Here is a 15,664-nt window from a genome sequence, read left to right on the forward strand (position 1 = left end):
GCGTAGGGTACGTTTAAGAAGCAAGATGGGTCGATTTTTTTCCGGGACGTGCGGTGAGCGTATGAGCGTCGGCTTTGATGCCGCTTCATGTGCGATTCAGCTTTTCCCGCAAGGCGATTCCGCCGAAAAAATTCACTCAGAAGTCGCGTCCCTAAACTGTCTTTTCCCCAATGATATGGCGTCCGTTGCCGCCGCACGCAGGCACTGCGATCACGCCGATACCGGTTTGGTCACATTTGGTGTTTACGAATATTCGAAAGGCGGAAGGACGCTTGTTCGCTCCGCAGGAATGACGCCGCAGGCATTGCAGGCGGACCAGCCCGGAACCCGGGTGGTCTATCGCGATGCGCAGGAAATTCAGGCTCTCGAAGAAGGGCCGAAGGCTAGATGCGACGCGGGCAAAGGGGTCATTGAGCCCGCCGCGGGATCGCTCGCCTGGAGGAATACGCCGGGAAGCCGGGCAGCGGAGTATGTGCTGCCGTGGCGGTCTGCGATGGAAGCGAAAGAAACCGAGTGAAATGCTGACATCCGAGTTCAGACTTTTCAGATTTACGCTTATGGGGCTGTCTATCGTGCTTTCCGCGGCGATGTCCTCCCCGGCCAAGGCATTCGATATCAATGCCGGCGTCACCAAGGAATCCGGTCCTTTCGATCTCTTCAAATTCGGTTTCAAGGCCTATAAGAGCGGCCAGAAGGAAGAGGCTGTCGAAGCCTATAAATACGCCGCCGAAAAGGGCCATACCGGTTCGCGCTGGGCGCTCGCCAACATGTATGCCGATGGCGACGGCGTTGCTCAGGACGATTTCGAAGCCTTCAAGATCTACAGCGAAATCGCGCAGCAGGGTGTGGAGCCCGGCTCCGAAGATACCGGCTTCTTCATCAATGCGCTTTTGTCGCTCGCCAATTATTACAAACACGGCATTCCGCGCAGCCCCGTGCGGACCGATCTCAATCAGGCCCGTCAGCTCTATTTCCAGGTCGCATCGACCTTCGGCGTTGCCGAAGCGCAGTTCCAGCTCGCGCAGATGATGCTGTCGGGCGAGGGCGGCACGCGCAGTCCGCAGCAGGCGAAGAAGTGGCTGAACCAGGCCCGCAAGAGCGGCCACCCCGGCGCCATGTCGGTCTTCGGCAACATCCTTTTCCAGGAAGGCCAGTCGGCACGCGGCCTGGCGCTGATGACGGCGGCGCTCGACCGCTGCAAGCCGAAGGATTGCAGCTGGATGCAATCGCTGCAGGAACAGGCCTTCTCGGTCGCGACCGAAGGCGATCGCCGCACGGCTGTTTCGCTCTCCCACAAAATCGCGACCGGCAGCGACTGAATTAGTCCTAGAGCTCTCCTTACGCTGTGAAATCGAAATAGGCGACGACCGGAACATGGTCGGACGGCTTTTCCCAGGCGCGCACGTGCTTTTCGATCGCAACCGACGTCATGTAATCGGCGGCCTCCGGCGAAAGCATCACGTGATCGATCCGGAGGCCGTTGTTCTTCTGCCAGGCTCCTGCCTGGTAATCCCAAAAGGAGTAGAGCTGAACGGCGTCGGTCGAGGCGCGGACGGCATCGGTAAGCCCGAGATTTTCGAGCCTGCGGAAGGCCTCGCGCGTTTGCGGCAGGAAGAGCGCATCGCTTTCCCAGATCTTCGGATCGAAGCAATCATGCGGCTCGGGGATCACGTTGTAGTCGCCGGCGAGGATGAGGATGTCCTCATAGGCGAGGCGCGAGACCGCAAACTGGTGCAGCCGCTCCATCCAGGCGAGCTTGTAAGGGTATTTTTCGCTGTCGACCGGATTGCCGTTCGGCAGATAGAGGCAGCAGATGCGCAGTGCGCGATTGCCAGGGATCGAGAACACCGCTTCGAGAAAACGCGCCTGCTCATCGAGAGCATCGCCCGGCAGCCCGCGGGTGACTTCGTCCGGCGTGGTCTTGGAAAGGATCGCGACGCCGTTGAAACCCTTCTGGCCATGCGTTTCGACGTGATAGCCCATCGCTTCGATCTCGAGCCGCGGGAAAGCCTCGTCGATAGTCTTGATCTCCTGCAGGCAGACGATATCCGGATCGGAGTCCTTCAGCCATTGCGTGAGGTTGTCGATGCGCGCCTTGACGCCGTTGATGTTCCAGGTCGCGATCTTCATGGGCTGTTCCTTTGCCGCTTCGTGCCCGACCTTTTATCGTGCGGTCCCACGTGCGGACAAGACGATAAACCGGCCGGAAGGCATTCTTCGGCCGGTTCGGTGTGGATAGACAGGGAAGCTTAAATCGAGAAGCTGGTGCCGCAGCCGCAACTTGCAACCGCGTTCGGGTTCTTGATCTGGAAGGATTGGCCGAGAAGGTTGTCGACAAAGTCGATTTCCGAGCCGGCCATATAGACCAGCGACAGGCTGTCGATCAGCACCCTGGCGTTGTTCTTCTCGATGACGATGTCATCGTCCCGGGCATCGCCGGTAAGATCGAACTTGTAGGAAAAGCCCGAGCAGCCGCCGCCTTCGACGGAAACGCGCAGCGCGCTCTTGCCGGTCTCGGCACCGACGATCGCCGCGATTCGTTTTGCCGCCGCGTCGGAAAGGGTTACACTCGTATCCGTCATGTTTCCTCCTGCCGGGGTCAAGATCCGGAGAGAATTGATACCGGCCGATGAACGTCAAACGGCTGATATCAAAAGAATTTATCACATGCGTTGCTAAAACGCACTCTTCGGCGAAGCTTTTAAGAAAGCGCCTCTTTGCCGTTTATACCGGCTATAGGTATGAAGAGCGGAATGCGGCGTCAATGGGCGAGGTGCCGCGCGATGTTGAATGACGGTGAAAAATGAAGATCGACAGGCAGGCATTGGGTTTCGGAAATGGGGAGCGGGCGACCTATGCGTCAGACCCCTGGACGACACGCGGAAGGCTTTACGCCGAAAGTTCCAGCCCGACGCGCTCCGAATTCCAGCGTGACCGCGACCGCATTGTCCATACGACGGCCTTTCGCCGTCTGAAGCATAAGACGCAGGTTTTCATCGCGCAGGACGGCGATCATTACCGCACGCGTCTCACGCATACGATCGAAGTTGCCCAGATCGCCCGCGCGCTGGCGCGGGCCCTGAAGCTCGACGAGGATCTGGCGGAGGGCGTTGCGCTCGTCCACGACTTCGGCCACACACCCTTCGGCCACACTGGCGAGGACGCGCTGCACGACGTTCTCTTGCCCTATGGCGGTTTCGACCATAATGCCCAGTCGCTTCGCATCGTCACCAAGCTGGAGCGGCGCTATGCCGAATTCGACGGCATCAACCTGACCTGGGAGAGCCTGGAAGGCCTCGTGAAGCACAATGGGCCGCTGCTGACGAAGGACGGGCAGGGCAAGCGCGGACCGGTGCCACAGCCGATCCTCGATTACTGCGAAATCCACGACCTCGAGCTTGCGACTTTCGCCAGCCTCGAAGCACAGGTGGCGGCGATCGCCGACGACATAGCCTACAACACGCATGACATCGACGATGGTCTGCGTTCGGGCTACCTGACGTTCGAGATGCTGGAGGAAATTCCGTTCCTTGCTGGATTGATGGCCGAGGTCCGGGGGCTTTACCCTCATCTTGAGAAGAGCCGGTTCACGCATGAGATCATGCGCCGGCAGGTCACGCGCATGGTCGAGGACGTCATTGCCGTTTCCCAGGAGCGCCTGTCCGAGGTGAAGCCAAAAAGCGTCAAGGATATACGCGAGGCGGGCAGGGTGATCGCGACCTTCTCGAAGGAGATGTCGGAGACCGACAGGCAGATCAAGCAGATGCTCTTCAAGCGAATCTACCGCCATCCCGATATCATGCGGATCCGGGCAGGTGCTGCGCAGATCGTCACCGATCTCTTCGCCGCCTACATGGCCAATCCGAAGGAGATGCAGAGCCACTACTGGGTCGACCATATCGCAGGTCTTGCCGATGCGCCGAAGGCCCGCCATGTCGGCGATTATCTGGCGGGCATGACGGACACCTATGCGATCAGCGCCCACAGGCGATTGTTTGACCACACTCCGGATTTGCGATAGGCAGCGGTCGCCGCGGCAGGAGTTGCGGCAGAGCCTATGCATGGAAGAGTGCGATGAACCTTTTTACCGACTTCGAAGCCAGGATTAAGAACGCCCTTGAACAGATTGATATCGTCAAGGAAAAGCGATCCGAGCTCGATTTCGGCCGCATCGCCGTTGAGCCGCCGCGCGACGCAAGCCATGGCGATGTCGCGACCAATGCCGCGATGGTGCTCGCAAAGCCGCTAGGCACCAATCCGCGCGCGCTCGCCGAAATCATCATCGCCAAGTTGAAGGAAGATGCCGACGTCGCCGACGTCTCCGCCGCCGGCCCCGGCTTCATCAACATCAGGCTTTCCGTCGGTTACTGGCAGCGCTTGCTTACCGCGATCATCAAGGCGGGAACCGATTACGGCCGCTCGACGCTTGGCGCCGGCAAGAAGATCAACGTCGAATATGTCTCGGCAAACCCGACGGGTCCGATGCATGTCGGCCATTGCCGCGGCGCCGTCGTCGGAGACGCGCTTGCGAACCTTCTCGCCTTCGCAGGCTACGCCGTCGAGAAGGAATACTACATCAACGATGCCGGCTCGCAGATCGACGTGCTGGCGCGCTCGGTCTTCCTGCGCTATCGCGAAGCGCTGGGCGAGAGCATCGGCGATATTCCGCCCGGCTTTTATCCGGGCGATTACCTGATCCCGGTCGGCCAATCGCTTGCCATCGACTACGGCGTGCGGCTGCACAACATGCCGGAAGAGCAGTGGATGCCGATCGTCAAGGATCGCGCGATCGACGCGATGATGGTGATGATCCGCGAAGATCTCGCAGCCCTCAACGTGCATCACGACATCTTCTTTTCCGAGCGGATGCTGCATGGGGCCGGGGGTGCGGCCATCCGCACGGCGATCAACGACCTGACTTTCAAGGGCTATGTTTACAAGGGGGCGCTGCCGCCGCCGAAGGGTCAGGTGCCGGAAGACTGGGAAGACCGCGAGCAGACGCTCTTCCGCTCGACCGAAGTGGGCGACGACATGGACCGCCCGCTGATCAAGTCGGACGGCTCCTATACCTATTTCGCCGCGGACGTCGCCTATTTCAAGAACAAGTTCGATCGCGGCTTCGACGAAATGATCTATGTGCTGGGCGCCGACCACGGCGGTTACGTGAAGCGCCTGGAGGCCGTTGCGCGCGCCGTTTCCGAAGGCAAGTCGGAGCTTACCGTGCTGCTTTGCCAGCTCGTCAAGCTCTACCGCAACGGCGAGCCGGTGAAGATGTCGAAGCGCTCCGGCGACTTCGTGACGCTGCGCGAGGTCGTCGAAGAAGTCGGCCGCGATTCTGTACGCTTCATGATGCTCTACCGCAAGAATTCCGAGCCGCTCGACTTCGATTTCGCAAAAGTAACGGAGCACTCCAAAGACAATCCGGTCTTTTACGTGCAGTATGCGCATGCCCGTTGCATGTCGGTTTTCCGCCAGGCGAAGGAGGCGTTTCCCGATCTCGACCTGTCGCCCGCAGACCTTGCCGAAGCGGTCGTCGGCATCTCGGATCCCACGGAATTGCAGCTGGTTGCGAAAGCTGCGGAATTCCCACGTATCATCGAATCTGCGGCCCAGTCCCACGAGCCTCACCGCATCGCGTTTTACCTCTATGATCTCGCGAGTTTCTTCCATGCGCACTGGAATAAAGGTAAAGATCAAACGGAATTACGATTTGTTAACGATAAGAACCGAGAATCGAGTATTGCCAGACTTGGGCTGGTGTATGCTGTCGCTTCGGTTTTGAAGGCAGGACTTGCCGTTACAGGCACTGCCGCTCCGGATGAAATGCGATAACGTCACCATTTCCCCACATTGCGCTGGCATTTGACCGCGTGGGTTTACGGGTGGGATGAGTATGGCTGACAAACAACTGGCGTATGATACGCGAAAGAAGACGGAGCTTTTCGATGAAGGCGATCCGCTGGCTGAGCTTGCGCGTATCGTCGGCTTCGAGCCGCGCGTAGCCGCTAATACGGTTCCGGATGTGCCCCGGCAGGAACCGGCATTCAATCTCGAGGACGAGCTTCTTCGCGAATTCGAGCGTTTCGACGCTCCCCGTCCACTTGCGGCCCTCGATCGTCCGGCCGAACCTGCCACCGCGGAATATGACTATCCCGCCGCCGACGCCATTGTCGAACCCGAGCCTGTCGATCCGCCAGTCGCCGCATCGCTCGCCTCGGAGGGGGTCGAGGTTCTTTCCGCCGTCGATTGGGCCGCGCCCCAGGGGTCCGAACCCGTTTTTGGTGGTGCCCGCGATCTGATCGAGGAGCTTGAGCTTTCGATCGGCGGCCCCACCGTTCAAATTCCGCAGGCAACCCCTGCCAAGGCGCCGCAGTGGTCGGCTGCCAGCATCAAGCTGCCCCTCGCAAACTTCCATGCAGCTCGCCGTGACGAGCCGGTTGAAGCGCCCGTCGAAGCGGTTGCGCCTATCGAAGCGGTCGCTGCTCCCGAGCCTGTTGCGCAGGTTCAGCCCATTGTCCAGCCCGAACCTGTCGCGGAGCCGGTCGCCTTTGACCCTGCCGAGGAATTTGAAGCGGCAGCTCCGCAGGGCTTCCCCGCCGAACTCGATCGCCATGACGACATGGTCGTGGAAGAAGCGCCAGTGCAGGAAATGCTCGCGCCGGTCGAGACGCCAGTTGCGATGGAGCCCTCCGTTGAGGCTGAACCCTTCGATCTGGTTGCTGCCGCAACGGAAGGCGTCGTACAGGCGGATGCCGCGCTGACTGAAGCGCCTCCCGAAGATCAGCCGATCGCCTTTGATTTCGATGACTTGCTGGCGGACGTCTCCCGTTATCCGGTTCCTCAGCGGGCGGCATCTGCGCCTGTGGAGCCGAAGGCGGCACCTTTCGAACAGTGGGAGCCACTGGTCCTCACACCCGCTGTTGCTGCGTCTGTCGCCGCTCCAGTGGCTGTTGCTCCTGCCGCTGCTGCTGAAGTTCCCGATGTGGCTGCACCTGCTAGGCAGGACGCTGATAGCGAAGATCCGTTTGCCGGCCACGATTTCGAACTCGATCTCGAAGGCATCGAACTCGAACTCGCCGATCTTGATTTTGCCGAGCCTGCAACAGCGCAGGAGCTTGCTCCTGTCGTTGCGATGGAGCCTTCTGCCGTGGCTGTCGCCCGGCCGGTTGGGCATGCTGCCGCCGTTTCAGTTTACGAAGCGCCGCATCCCGTAGCTGTGGAGAGCAAAGCGGCCGCAGTCGATGCCGAGGAAGAGCTGCCCTTCGATGCCTCGATGATTACCGAGGCCGACCATCATCCAGAGACCGTCGAAGAGATGCATGTGCCCTCGCTGCCGCCCGTCGAGCAGCCGACGCCGGTTGCGCCGGTGAACGACTTCGATTTCGACGTCGACGCGGAAATCGCGAGCCTTTTTGAGACGTCGACCCAAAAAGCGCCGGCTGCGGCTGCACCTGCCTGGGCTCCTGCAGCCGCGCCCGCTTGGGCTCCTGCAGCAGCGGCAGCGGTTGTTGCGGCAGCGCCGGCGGCCGTTCGGCCGCAGGCGGCCAGTGGTTCTGACGAATTCGAGCGTGCGCTTGAGGAGGATTTCCGCCGCAGTGTTCGCGAACCCGTTCGCCGGGCCGATGCGCCTACCGAGGTCCGTATCCAATCCGCGGCTGAGGCCGAGGACATGGGCCGTGCCCGTTCCATGAAGCGGCTGCTTGCGGCTGCGGCTCTGATCGTTGTCTTCGCCGGTGGCGCCTATGGCGTCTATTCGGTTGTGACCGACGGCGGCCTCGGCATCGCCGGCGGAGAACCGCGGGTGATCGTGGCAGACAAGGAGCCGGTCAAGGTCGTTCCGGAAAATCCGGGCGGCAAGACCGTGCCGAATCAGGACAAGGCGGTCTATGACCGCGTTGCCGGTGCCACAGAGGCGCCGAAGCAGAAGGCGCTCGTTTCATCCGATGAAGCGCCGGTCGATGTCGTTCAGCGCACGCTGACGCCCGAAGTTCTGCCGGAAGACAACGACGGACCCATCATCGACAATCCGGCAAGCACGCCGGTCGGTGACACGCAGGATCCGCGTCTGCTGCCGAGCGAGGATACGGCGGAGAACGGTGCTGCGGCCGATGATGGCCCGGATGGCGATCGTCCGCCGGCCGTTGCGCCGCGCAAGGTCCGCACGATGGTCGTCAAGCCGGACGGAACGCTGGTCGCCCGCGAAGAGCCTGCCGCACCGGTTGAAGAGCCCGCCATTCAGCCGCCTGCGGCTGCGACGGCCTCTAGCGGTTCCGCCGCAAGCTTCCCGGCGAGCAGGGAGGTTGCCTCCGCCGATATCCGCGCGACGCCCGTTGAAACGACGACGGTCGCGCCGCTGCCCGCCGCGCAGCAGCCATCTACGACTAGCCTGGACACGTCTCCCTTGGAAAAGGTTGCCGCTGCAAACCCGGAAAATGCGAAAATCGATCAACCGGTCCGCCCGATCCAGACGCCGCCGGTAGCTGAAAAGCCGGCCGATACGGCGCCGGTACCGACGGCCCGTCCTGCCGAGCAGCCGGTGAATGTCGTCAGCACGGTGACCGAGAAAGGCAACGTCCGCCCGGCGGAACAGCAGCCGAAGCCGGCTGAAGTCGCATCGGTCGAGCCTGCCGCCGCCAAGCCGCAGCCGGCTGCACCGGCTGGCGGGTACGGCATGCAGATCGCGTCGCTGCCATCCGAAGCGGAGGCGAACAAATCCTATGCGAACCTGTCGAAGAAGTTTGCAAGCGTTCTCGGCGGCCGCAGCTTTGAAATCCGCAAGGCCGAGATCGCCGGCAAGGGCACGTTCTACCGCGTCCGTATCCCGGCGGGCTCCAAGGACGAGGCCGCAGCCCTTTGCGAGCAATATCGCTCAGCCGGCGGAAGCTGCCTGATTTCGAAGTAAGCGGTTGACCGTTCGATCCAGAGCGGCGGGCACGTCCCGCCGTTTTTTATGCGCTGCTTTCCTGTGAATGGCGCTTGACCTTACTCGCAATTCCCCGGCAGGCCTCTATGATTCGGATATGACCGAATCAAAAGCGATGATCCTGGGCTGTAGCGGCCTGTCACTCACCTCGGAAGAAACGGCCTTCTACAAGGCTGAACGACCTTGGGGCTTCATCCTCTTCGGGCGTAATATCTCCGAGCGGCAGCAGATTGCCGACCTGGTTGCCGAAATGCGTGAAAGCGTCGGCTGGCACGCGCCGGTTCTGATCGATCAGGAAGGCGGCCGTGTGCAGCGCATCCGCCCGCCGATCCTGCCGCATTATCCCTCCGGGCAGACGCTCGGGGATATCTACCGGCGAGACCGGGAGCAGGGGCTGCGCGCCACCTGGCTGATGTCGCGGCTGCACGCGTTCGATCTTTTGAAGTTCGGAATCAATGTCGACTGCCTGCCTGTTCTCGACGTCCCGGTGGAGGGCAGCAGCAGCGTCATCGGCAACCGCGCCTATGGCGGCGATCCGAAAACGGTTGCCGATATGGGACGCGCGGCGGCCGAGGGGCTGAAGGCGGGCGGGGTGCTGCCGGTGATGAAGCATATGCCGGGCCACGGCCGCGGCCGCGCCGATTCCCACCACGAACTGCCGGTCGTCACCGCCTCGCGCGATGAACTGGAAGCGCACGACTTCCCACCCTTCATCGCCATGAAGGACGAGCTTGCGGCCATGACCTGTCATGTCGTCTTTACTGCGATCGATCCGGACAATCCGGCGACGACCTCGCGCAACGTGATCGACGGCGTGATCCGCGAGCGCATCGGCTTCGGGGGGCTGTTGCTTTCCGACGATACGTCGATGAACGCATTGGCCGGGACAATCGGTGAGCGTGCTGCGAATATCATTGCAGGCGGATGCGATATCGTGCTGCATTGCAACGGGCATATGGACGAGATGCAGCAGGTCGTGGCAAATACGCCGGTATTGGCGGGCGCCTCGCTGGAGCGCGCGAATGCCGTGCTGGCGGGCTTCCCCGACGCTGATCAGGCAGACGAGGCGGCGATCCGCGCCGAATTCGACGGCATGTTCGCAGCCGTCTGAGCGATGGAAGAGAGGCAGCGGTGAACACGGTCAAGGGCACAGAGCGGACACAGGCGGCAACGCCGATGGAGAAGCTTTGGCAGGACAACGGCGCCGAACGCGCCAGCCATGAGCCGGCGCTGGTGATCGACGTCGCCGGCTTCGAAGGTCCGCTCGACCTCCTCCTTTACCTCGCCCGCAATCAGAAGGTCGATCTTTCGCGCATCTCTGTGCTGGCGCTTGCCGAGCAGTATCTCCAGTTCATCGAAACTGCCCGCCGAATCCGCATCGAGCTTGCCGCTGACTATCTCGTGATGGCGGCGTGGCTCGCCTATCTCAAGTCCCGGCTGCTGATCCCGCAGCAGGTTAAGGACGATGGTCCCACCGGCGAGGAGATGGCCGCAACGCTTGCCTTCCGCCTGAAGCGCCTCGAAGCGATGCGCGAGGCTGCAAGCGGGCTCGTCAACCGCAATCGTCTCGGCCGCGATATCTTTGCCCGCGGCGCGCCGGAGCATATTCCAGACAGACAAAAATCCGCTTACGAGGCAAGCCTTTACGACCTTTTGACCGCCTACGCGTCGCTGCGCCAGCGCCAGGCCGTGACCCAGGTCACGATTGCGCGCCGCACCGTCTGGTCCCTGACCGATGCCCGCGACCTGCTGACGCGCATGATTGGGGAGGTCAGCGGCTGGACGGCGCTGGAACATTATCTGCTACGGTATATGGCATCGCCGGACGAGCGCGTCACGGCAATCGCCAGTGCCTTTGCCGCCTCGCTTGAACTCGTGCGCGAGGGCAAGCTGGAGATCCGCCAGGACGCTGCCTTCGAGCCGCTCTATCTGCGCCGGGGACCGAAACATGCGACCCTGCAGGTCGTCGAGCAGGAGGGGTCCGCTTGATGGATTCCAGAGACTATATTGGCCGCGACGAAGGCGAGGGCGCTTCCCGGCAAAATTTCCAGGCGGAAATGGAGGCCGAGCGCATCGCGGAGGCTCTGGTCTTCGCCTCCGCGCAACCGGTTTCCGAAGCTTTCATCGCCGATCGTCTGCCGGGGAATTTCAACGTCCGCGCCGTCATGCTCCGGATCAAGGAGCAATATGCGCCGCGCGGCGTCAACCTCGTCCAGGTCGATGACGCCTGGGCATTCCGCACCGCAGCCGATCTCTCCTTCGTCATCCGCCGCGACGAGAACGAGGTCAAGAAGCTATCGCGCGCGGCCCTCGAGGTGCTGGCGATCATCGCCTATCACCAGCCGGTGACCCGTGCCGAAATCGAAGATATCCGCGGCGTGCAGACCTCACGCGGCACGCTGGACGTGCTGATGGAAGCAGGCTGGGTGCGTTTCCGCGGCCGCCGCCGCACGCCCGGCCGGCCCGTGACGCTCGGCACGACCCGCGATTTCCTCGATCATTTCGGCCTCGAGGAACTTCGCGACCTGCCCGGAATCGAGGAGCTGAAGGGTGCCGGCCTTCTTTCCGGCCGCATCCCTGCAAATTTCAATATCCCATCGCCCTTGATGAGCGACGAACTGACCGAGGACGAGGATCCGATCACGCAGATGGACCTTGAGGAATTGGGCCTTCTCGCCCCGCGCGGCGCCTCCGAAGATTAGTGTGATCCGGTCTTTGTTTTGACACCGACGGCGAAAACAATAGAGATCACTATAATTCGATACCCGGACGGCTTGTCATTATGGGCGAACCCGTGACATTAAGCGTCAATCCGAGGGGAGTTTTGATGTTGGAAACGATGTCGGAAGCTCTTACATCGAAGGAAGATCGCAACAGGGAGTATGCGTAAATGGGTTCTTTTAGTATGTGGCACTGGTTGATCGTTCTGGTCATCGTGCTGTTGCTGTTCGGCCGCGGTAAGATTCCGGAGCTTATGAGCGACGTTGCCAAGGGCATCAAGAGCTTCAAGAAAGGCATCAACGAAGACGAAACGCCGGACACAGCAAAGACCGTCGATCACAAGGCCGACGAAACGAAGTAACACGCCCGGGAACGGGCGGCTTTTGCCCCGCTTCCCCCAGGAGCCTTGAATGTTCGATATTGGCTGGACCGAGCTGCTTGTCATCGCGGTCGTGTTGATCGTCGTTGTCGGTCCGAAGGATCTGCCGCCGATGCTGCGCGCTTTCGGCAAGATGACGCAGCGTGCCCGGAAGGTCGCGGGCGAATTCCGCGCCCAGTTCGACGAGGCGCTGCGCGAAGCGGACCTTGACGATGTACGCCAGACGATCAGCGATGCGCAGCGCCTTAATCCGGCAAACAGCCTGCGCGAGGCGATGAACCCGCTTCGCCAGATGGGCAACGACATCAAGGCTGACCTGCAGAAGGCAACGGCAGTCGAAAACAAGACCGAAGCGCCGCCGGTCAGCGTGCCGGAGCCGTCGATGAGCCTGCCGGAAACGCCGCCTGTCGTCGCGCCGGCGCCGGAACCCACTGTTGTCGAAAAGCCGAAGGCCGCGCGCAAGCCGCGCGCTGCCGCCGGGAAGGCGCCGCCTGCGGCTGCAATTGCCGCCGCTCCCGCTGCAAAGCCGAAGCGCGCGGCTGCTGCAAAGACCGTCGCGGCCGCAGCAACAAAGGCTGGGCCGGCCAAACCTGCTCCGGCAGAGAAGACTGCGGCCGCTTCGAAGAAGACGGCGACCAAGAAGAAGGACGAGGCATGAGCGGTGACATTGAAGACAAGCCGCAGCCGTTGATCGAGCACCTGATGGAGCTGCGCACGCGGCTGATCTGGGCAATCGGCGCGTTCTTTGTCGCCTTCATCGCCTGCTTCATCTTCGCCAAACATCTCTTCAACGCCTTGGTCTACCCTTACAAATGGGCAGTCATCTGGGCCGGTCTCGATGTGACGAAGGCGCAGCTCATCTATACCGCGCCGCAGGAATTCTTCTTCACTCAGGTAAAGGTCGCGATGTTCGGCGGCCTTGTGATCGCCTTCCCGATCATTGCCGCGCAGGTCTACAAGTTCGTCGCCCCCGGCCTCTACAAGAACGAGCGTGCGGCCTTCCTGCCGTTCCTGATCGCTTCGCCGGTCCTGTTTCTGCTGGGTGCATCGCTTGTTTATTTCTTCTTCACGCCGATGGTCATGTGGTTCTTCCTGACTATGCAGCAGGCGCCGGGAGAGGGCGATGTCGCAATCTCGCTGCTGCCGAAGGTCTCGGAATATCTGAGCCTCATCATGACGCTCGTCTTCTCCTTCGGCCTCGTCTTCCAGCTTCCGGTCGTCACGACGCTGCTTGCCCGCGTCGGCCTGCTCACGTCGCAGTGGCTCGCCGAGAAGCGCAAGTTTGCGATCGTGCTCGCTTTCGTCGTGGCCGCCGTGCTGACGCCGCCCGATCCGTTGTCCCAGATCGGCCTTGCACTGCCGACGATCCTTCTCTACGAGATTGCCATCTACGCTGCGCGACTCGTGGAGCGCCAGCGTTCCCGGCAGGCGGTCGAAGAGGCGGACGGGTCTGCGGACGTTGCCAAGACGGACAGCGTCTGAACGGTTCTCCGAAATTCTCTCCTGAACGCATGCAGAATATCCGGTCGAGGCCCGGTCAGGCTTTGGCCGGGTCATGTCCTTCGTAACGACCCGGAACGACAATGCTCGATATCAAATGGATCCGTGAGAATCCCGAGGCGCTCGATGAAGCACTTGCCAAGCGCGGTGCGGAGCCCCTGGCCCAAAGCCTCATAGCTCTCGACGAGAAGCGCCGCTCCGCCGTGCAGAAGGTGCAGGACCTGCAATCCCGCCGCAACGCCGCCTCCAAGGAGATCGGCGCGGCGATGGCGCAGAAGAACGGCGAGCTTTCCGAAAAGCTGAAGGCCGAAGTCGCCGAAATGAAGGTTTCGCTGCCGGCCGCCGAAGAGGACGACCGCCAGCTGACGGCCGAGCTCAACGACGCCCTGGCGCGTATTCCCAACATTCCGCTCGACGACGTCCCAGTCGGCGAGGACGAGCACGACAACGTCATCGCTCGCACGATCGGCGAAAAGCCGCGCTGGAACCACACGCCGAAGGAACACTTCGAAATCGGCGAGGCGCTTGGCTACATGGATTTCGAGCGCGCCGCCAAGCTTTCCGGTTCACGCTTCACGGTGCTGACCGGCGCGCTGGCCCGCCTCGAACGGGCGCTCGGCCAGTTCATGATCGACCTCCATACGAGCGAGCACGGCTATACCGAAGTCAGTTCGCCGCTGATGGTGCGTGACGAGGCGGTGTTCGGCACGGCACAACTGCCGAAATTCGCGGAAGACCTCTTCAGGACGACGGACGGCCGCTGGCTGATCCCGACGGCTGAAGTAACGCTAACCAATCTTGTCTCGGGTGAGATTCTCGAGCAGGAAAAGCTACCGCTCCGTTTCACCGCGCTGACCCCGTCCTTCCGCTCGGAAGCCGGTTCGGCTGGGCGCGATACGCGCGGCATGCTGCGCCAGCACCAGTTCTGGAAATGCGAACTCGTGTCGATCACCGATGCCGAGAGCTCGCTCGCCGAGCACGAACGCATGACAGCCTGCGCCGAGGAAGTTCTCAAGCGCCTCGGCCTGCATTTCCGCACGATGACGCTCTGCACCGGCGACATGGGCTTCGGTTCGCGCAAGACCTACGATATCGAAGTTTGGCTGCCGGGACAGAACGCCTACCGCGAAATCTCGTCCTGTTCGGTCTGCGGCGATTTCCAGGCGCGGCGCATGAATGCGCGCTATCGCGGCAAGGACGATAGGAGCACGAAGTTCGTTCACACGCTGAACGGCTCCGGCACTGCTGTCGGCCGCTGCCTGATCGCAGTTCTCGAAAACTACCTGAATGAGGATGGGTCGGTCACTATCCCCGACGCGCTGCTGCCCTATATGGGCGGATTGACGAAGATCGAACGGGCGGCCTGAGGCGATGCGCATTCTGCTCACCAATGACGACGGCATCCACGCCGAAGGTCTCGCGGCACTTGAGCGGATTGCGCGTACCCTTTCCGACGACGTCTGGATCGTCGCGCCGGAAACGGATCAGAGCGGCCTGGCGCATTCGCTGAGCCTTTCCGAGCCGCTTCGCCTGCGTCAGGTGGCCGACAAGCATTTTGCGCTGCGCGGTACGCCGACCGATTGCGTCATCATGGGCATCAAGCAGGTGATGGACATCAAGCCTGACCTCGTGCTTTCTGGCGTCAATTCCGGCTCGAACGTCGCCGACGACGTCACCTATTCCGGCACCATCGCCGGCGCCATCGAAGGCACGATGCAGGGCGTGCGTTCCTTCGCGCTGAGCCAGGCCTACACTTATTCAGACGGCGCGCGCATCGTGCCGTGGGAAGTCGCCGAGGTTCACGCGCCGGCGCTGCTTGACAGGCTGATGAAGGTTGACTTGCCTGAAGGCACCTTCCTCAACCTCAATTTCCCGAACTGCCGTCCGGATGAGGTGCAGGGCGCCGAAGTCACCGCCCAGGGCAAGCTTGCCTTCAACCTGCAGGTCGACGCGCGCTCCGACGGCCGCGGCTTGCCCTATTACTGGCTGAAGTTCGGCGAGCGTGCCGGCGCCTTTACCGAGGGCACCGATATTCACGCGCTGAAGCATAATAAGATTTCGGTAACACCTTTGAAACTGGATCTGACCGATTATTCCGTGAAGGACCGCGTGGTGCGGGCGCTTTCTGGTACGGAGTAGGA

The 15,664-nt window shown here is 61.7% G+C and carries 15 protein-coding genes; 13 read left to right on the top strand and 2 right to left on the bottom strand.

All coding sequences use genetic code 11. From position 1 onward, the window contains the following. The first annotated feature begins 61 nt into the window (after nt 1–61). Nucleotides 62–517, top strand: coding sequence for a hypothetical protein (locus BN1800_RS16225; protein ID WP_086999396.1), 456 nt, complete (start codon nt 62–64; stop codon nt 515–517). 1 nt (nt 518) lies between these two features. Then, nucleotides 519–1,319, top strand: coding sequence for an exopolysaccharide production regulator ExoR (gene exoR / locus BN1800_RS16230; protein ID WP_027509299.1), 801 nt, complete (start codon nt 519–521; stop codon nt 1,317–1,319). Between the two features lie 19 nt (nt 1,320–1,338). Here the strand turns inward: exoR and xth are convergent, their stop codons facing one another. Beyond that, complete coding sequence (gene xth / locus BN1800_RS16235; protein WP_086999399.1) at nt 1,339–2,130, bottom strand: exodeoxyribonuclease III; 792 nt, start codon at nt 2,128–2,130, stop codon at nt 1,339–1,341. A 119-nt stretch (nt 2,131–2,249) separates the two neighbouring features. Continuing rightward, on the bottom strand, nt 2,250–2,582 hold the full coding sequence (gene erpA, locus BN1800_RS16240; RefSeq protein WP_027509301.1) for an iron-sulfur cluster insertion protein ErpA: 333 nt from the start codon (nt 2,580–2,582) through the stop codon (nt 2,250–2,252). Between the two features lie 221 nt (nt 2,583–2,803). On the opposite strand from erpA, the gene BN1800_RS16245 reads away from it, so the two are divergent. From BN1800_RS16245 to surE, 11 genes are all read left to right on the top strand, one after another. Next, entirely contained in the window at nt 2,804–4,021 is a 1,218-nt protein-coding gene (locus tag BN1800_RS16245) for a deoxyguanosinetriphosphate triphosphohydrolase (RefSeq protein ID WP_086999401.1), read from the top strand. A gap of 53 nt (nt 4,022–4,074) precedes the next feature. Continuing rightward, nucleotides 4,075–5,832, top strand: coding sequence for an arginine--tRNA ligase (gene argS / locus BN1800_RS16250; protein WP_086999403.1), 1,758 nt, complete (start codon nt 4,075–4,077; stop codon nt 5,830–5,832). A gap of 61 nt (nt 5,833–5,893) precedes the next feature. Continuing rightward, entirely contained in the window at nt 5,894–8,902 is a 3,009-nt protein-coding gene (locus BN1800_RS16255; RefSeq protein ID WP_086999405.1) for an SPOR domain-containing protein, read from the top strand. A gap of 118 nt (nt 8,903–9,020) precedes the next feature. Next, nucleotides 9,021–10,034, top strand: coding sequence for a beta-N-acetylhexosaminidase (gene nagZ / locus BN1800_RS16260; RefSeq protein ID WP_086999517.1), 1,014 nt, complete (start codon nt 9,021–9,023; stop codon nt 10,032–10,034). A gap of 20 nt (nt 10,035–10,054) precedes the next feature. Further along, complete coding sequence (locus BN1800_RS16265; RefSeq protein ID WP_027509306.1) at nt 10,055–10,912, top strand: segregation and condensation protein A; 858 nt, start codon at nt 10,055–10,057, stop codon at nt 10,910–10,912. After that, nucleotides 10,912–11,625 (top strand): SMC-Scp complex subunit ScpB, encoded by a 714-nt coding sequence (gene scpB / locus BN1800_RS16270; RefSeq protein ID WP_051336513.1) that lies wholly within the window; start codon nt 10,912–10,914, stop codon nt 11,623–11,625. Before BN1800_RS16265 ends, scpB begins: the two co-directional genes overlap by 1 nt. 188 nt (nt 11,626–11,813) lie before the next feature. Then, on the top strand, nt 11,814–12,005 hold the full coding sequence (locus tag BN1800_RS16275; protein WP_027509308.1) for a twin-arginine translocase TatA/TatE family subunit: 192 nt from the start codon (nt 11,814–11,816) through the stop codon (nt 12,003–12,005). Nucleotides 12,006–12,054: 49 nt separating this feature from the next. Continuing rightward, on the top strand, nt 12,055–12,681 hold the full coding sequence (tatB, locus tag BN1800_RS16280; RefSeq protein WP_086999407.1) for a Sec-independent protein translocase protein TatB: 627 nt from the start codon (nt 12,055–12,057) through the stop codon (nt 12,679–12,681). Continuing rightward, the gene (gene tatC / locus BN1800_RS16285) at nt 12,678–13,505 is read left to right on the top strand and encodes a twin-arginine translocase subunit TatC (protein WP_027509310.1); all 828 of its coding nucleotides are present in this window, start codon (nt 12,678–12,680) and stop codon (nt 13,503–13,505) included. Before tatB ends, tatC begins: the two co-directional genes overlap by 4 nt. A gap of 101 nt (nt 13,506–13,606) precedes the next feature. After that, complete coding sequence (serS, locus tag BN1800_RS16290; RefSeq protein ID WP_086999409.1) at nt 13,607–14,890, top strand: serine--tRNA ligase; 1,284 nt, start codon at nt 13,607–13,609, stop codon at nt 14,888–14,890. Between the two features lie 4 nt (nt 14,891–14,894). Continuing rightward, nucleotides 14,895–15,662 carry a 5'/3'-nucleotidase SurE gene (surE, locus tag BN1800_RS16295; RefSeq protein ID WP_027509312.1) on the top strand — a complete coding sequence of 256 codons (768 nt, stop codon included), beginning with the start codon at nt 14,895–14,897 and terminating at the stop codon, nt 15,660–15,662. Nucleotides 15,663–15,664: the final 2 nt, after the last annotated feature.

It is taken from the genome of Rhizobium sullae, assembly GCF_900169785.1.
In the GTDB taxonomy this organism is placed as follows: Bacteria; Pseudomonadota; Alphaproteobacteria; order Rhizobiales; family Rhizobiaceae; genus Rhizobium; species Rhizobium sullae.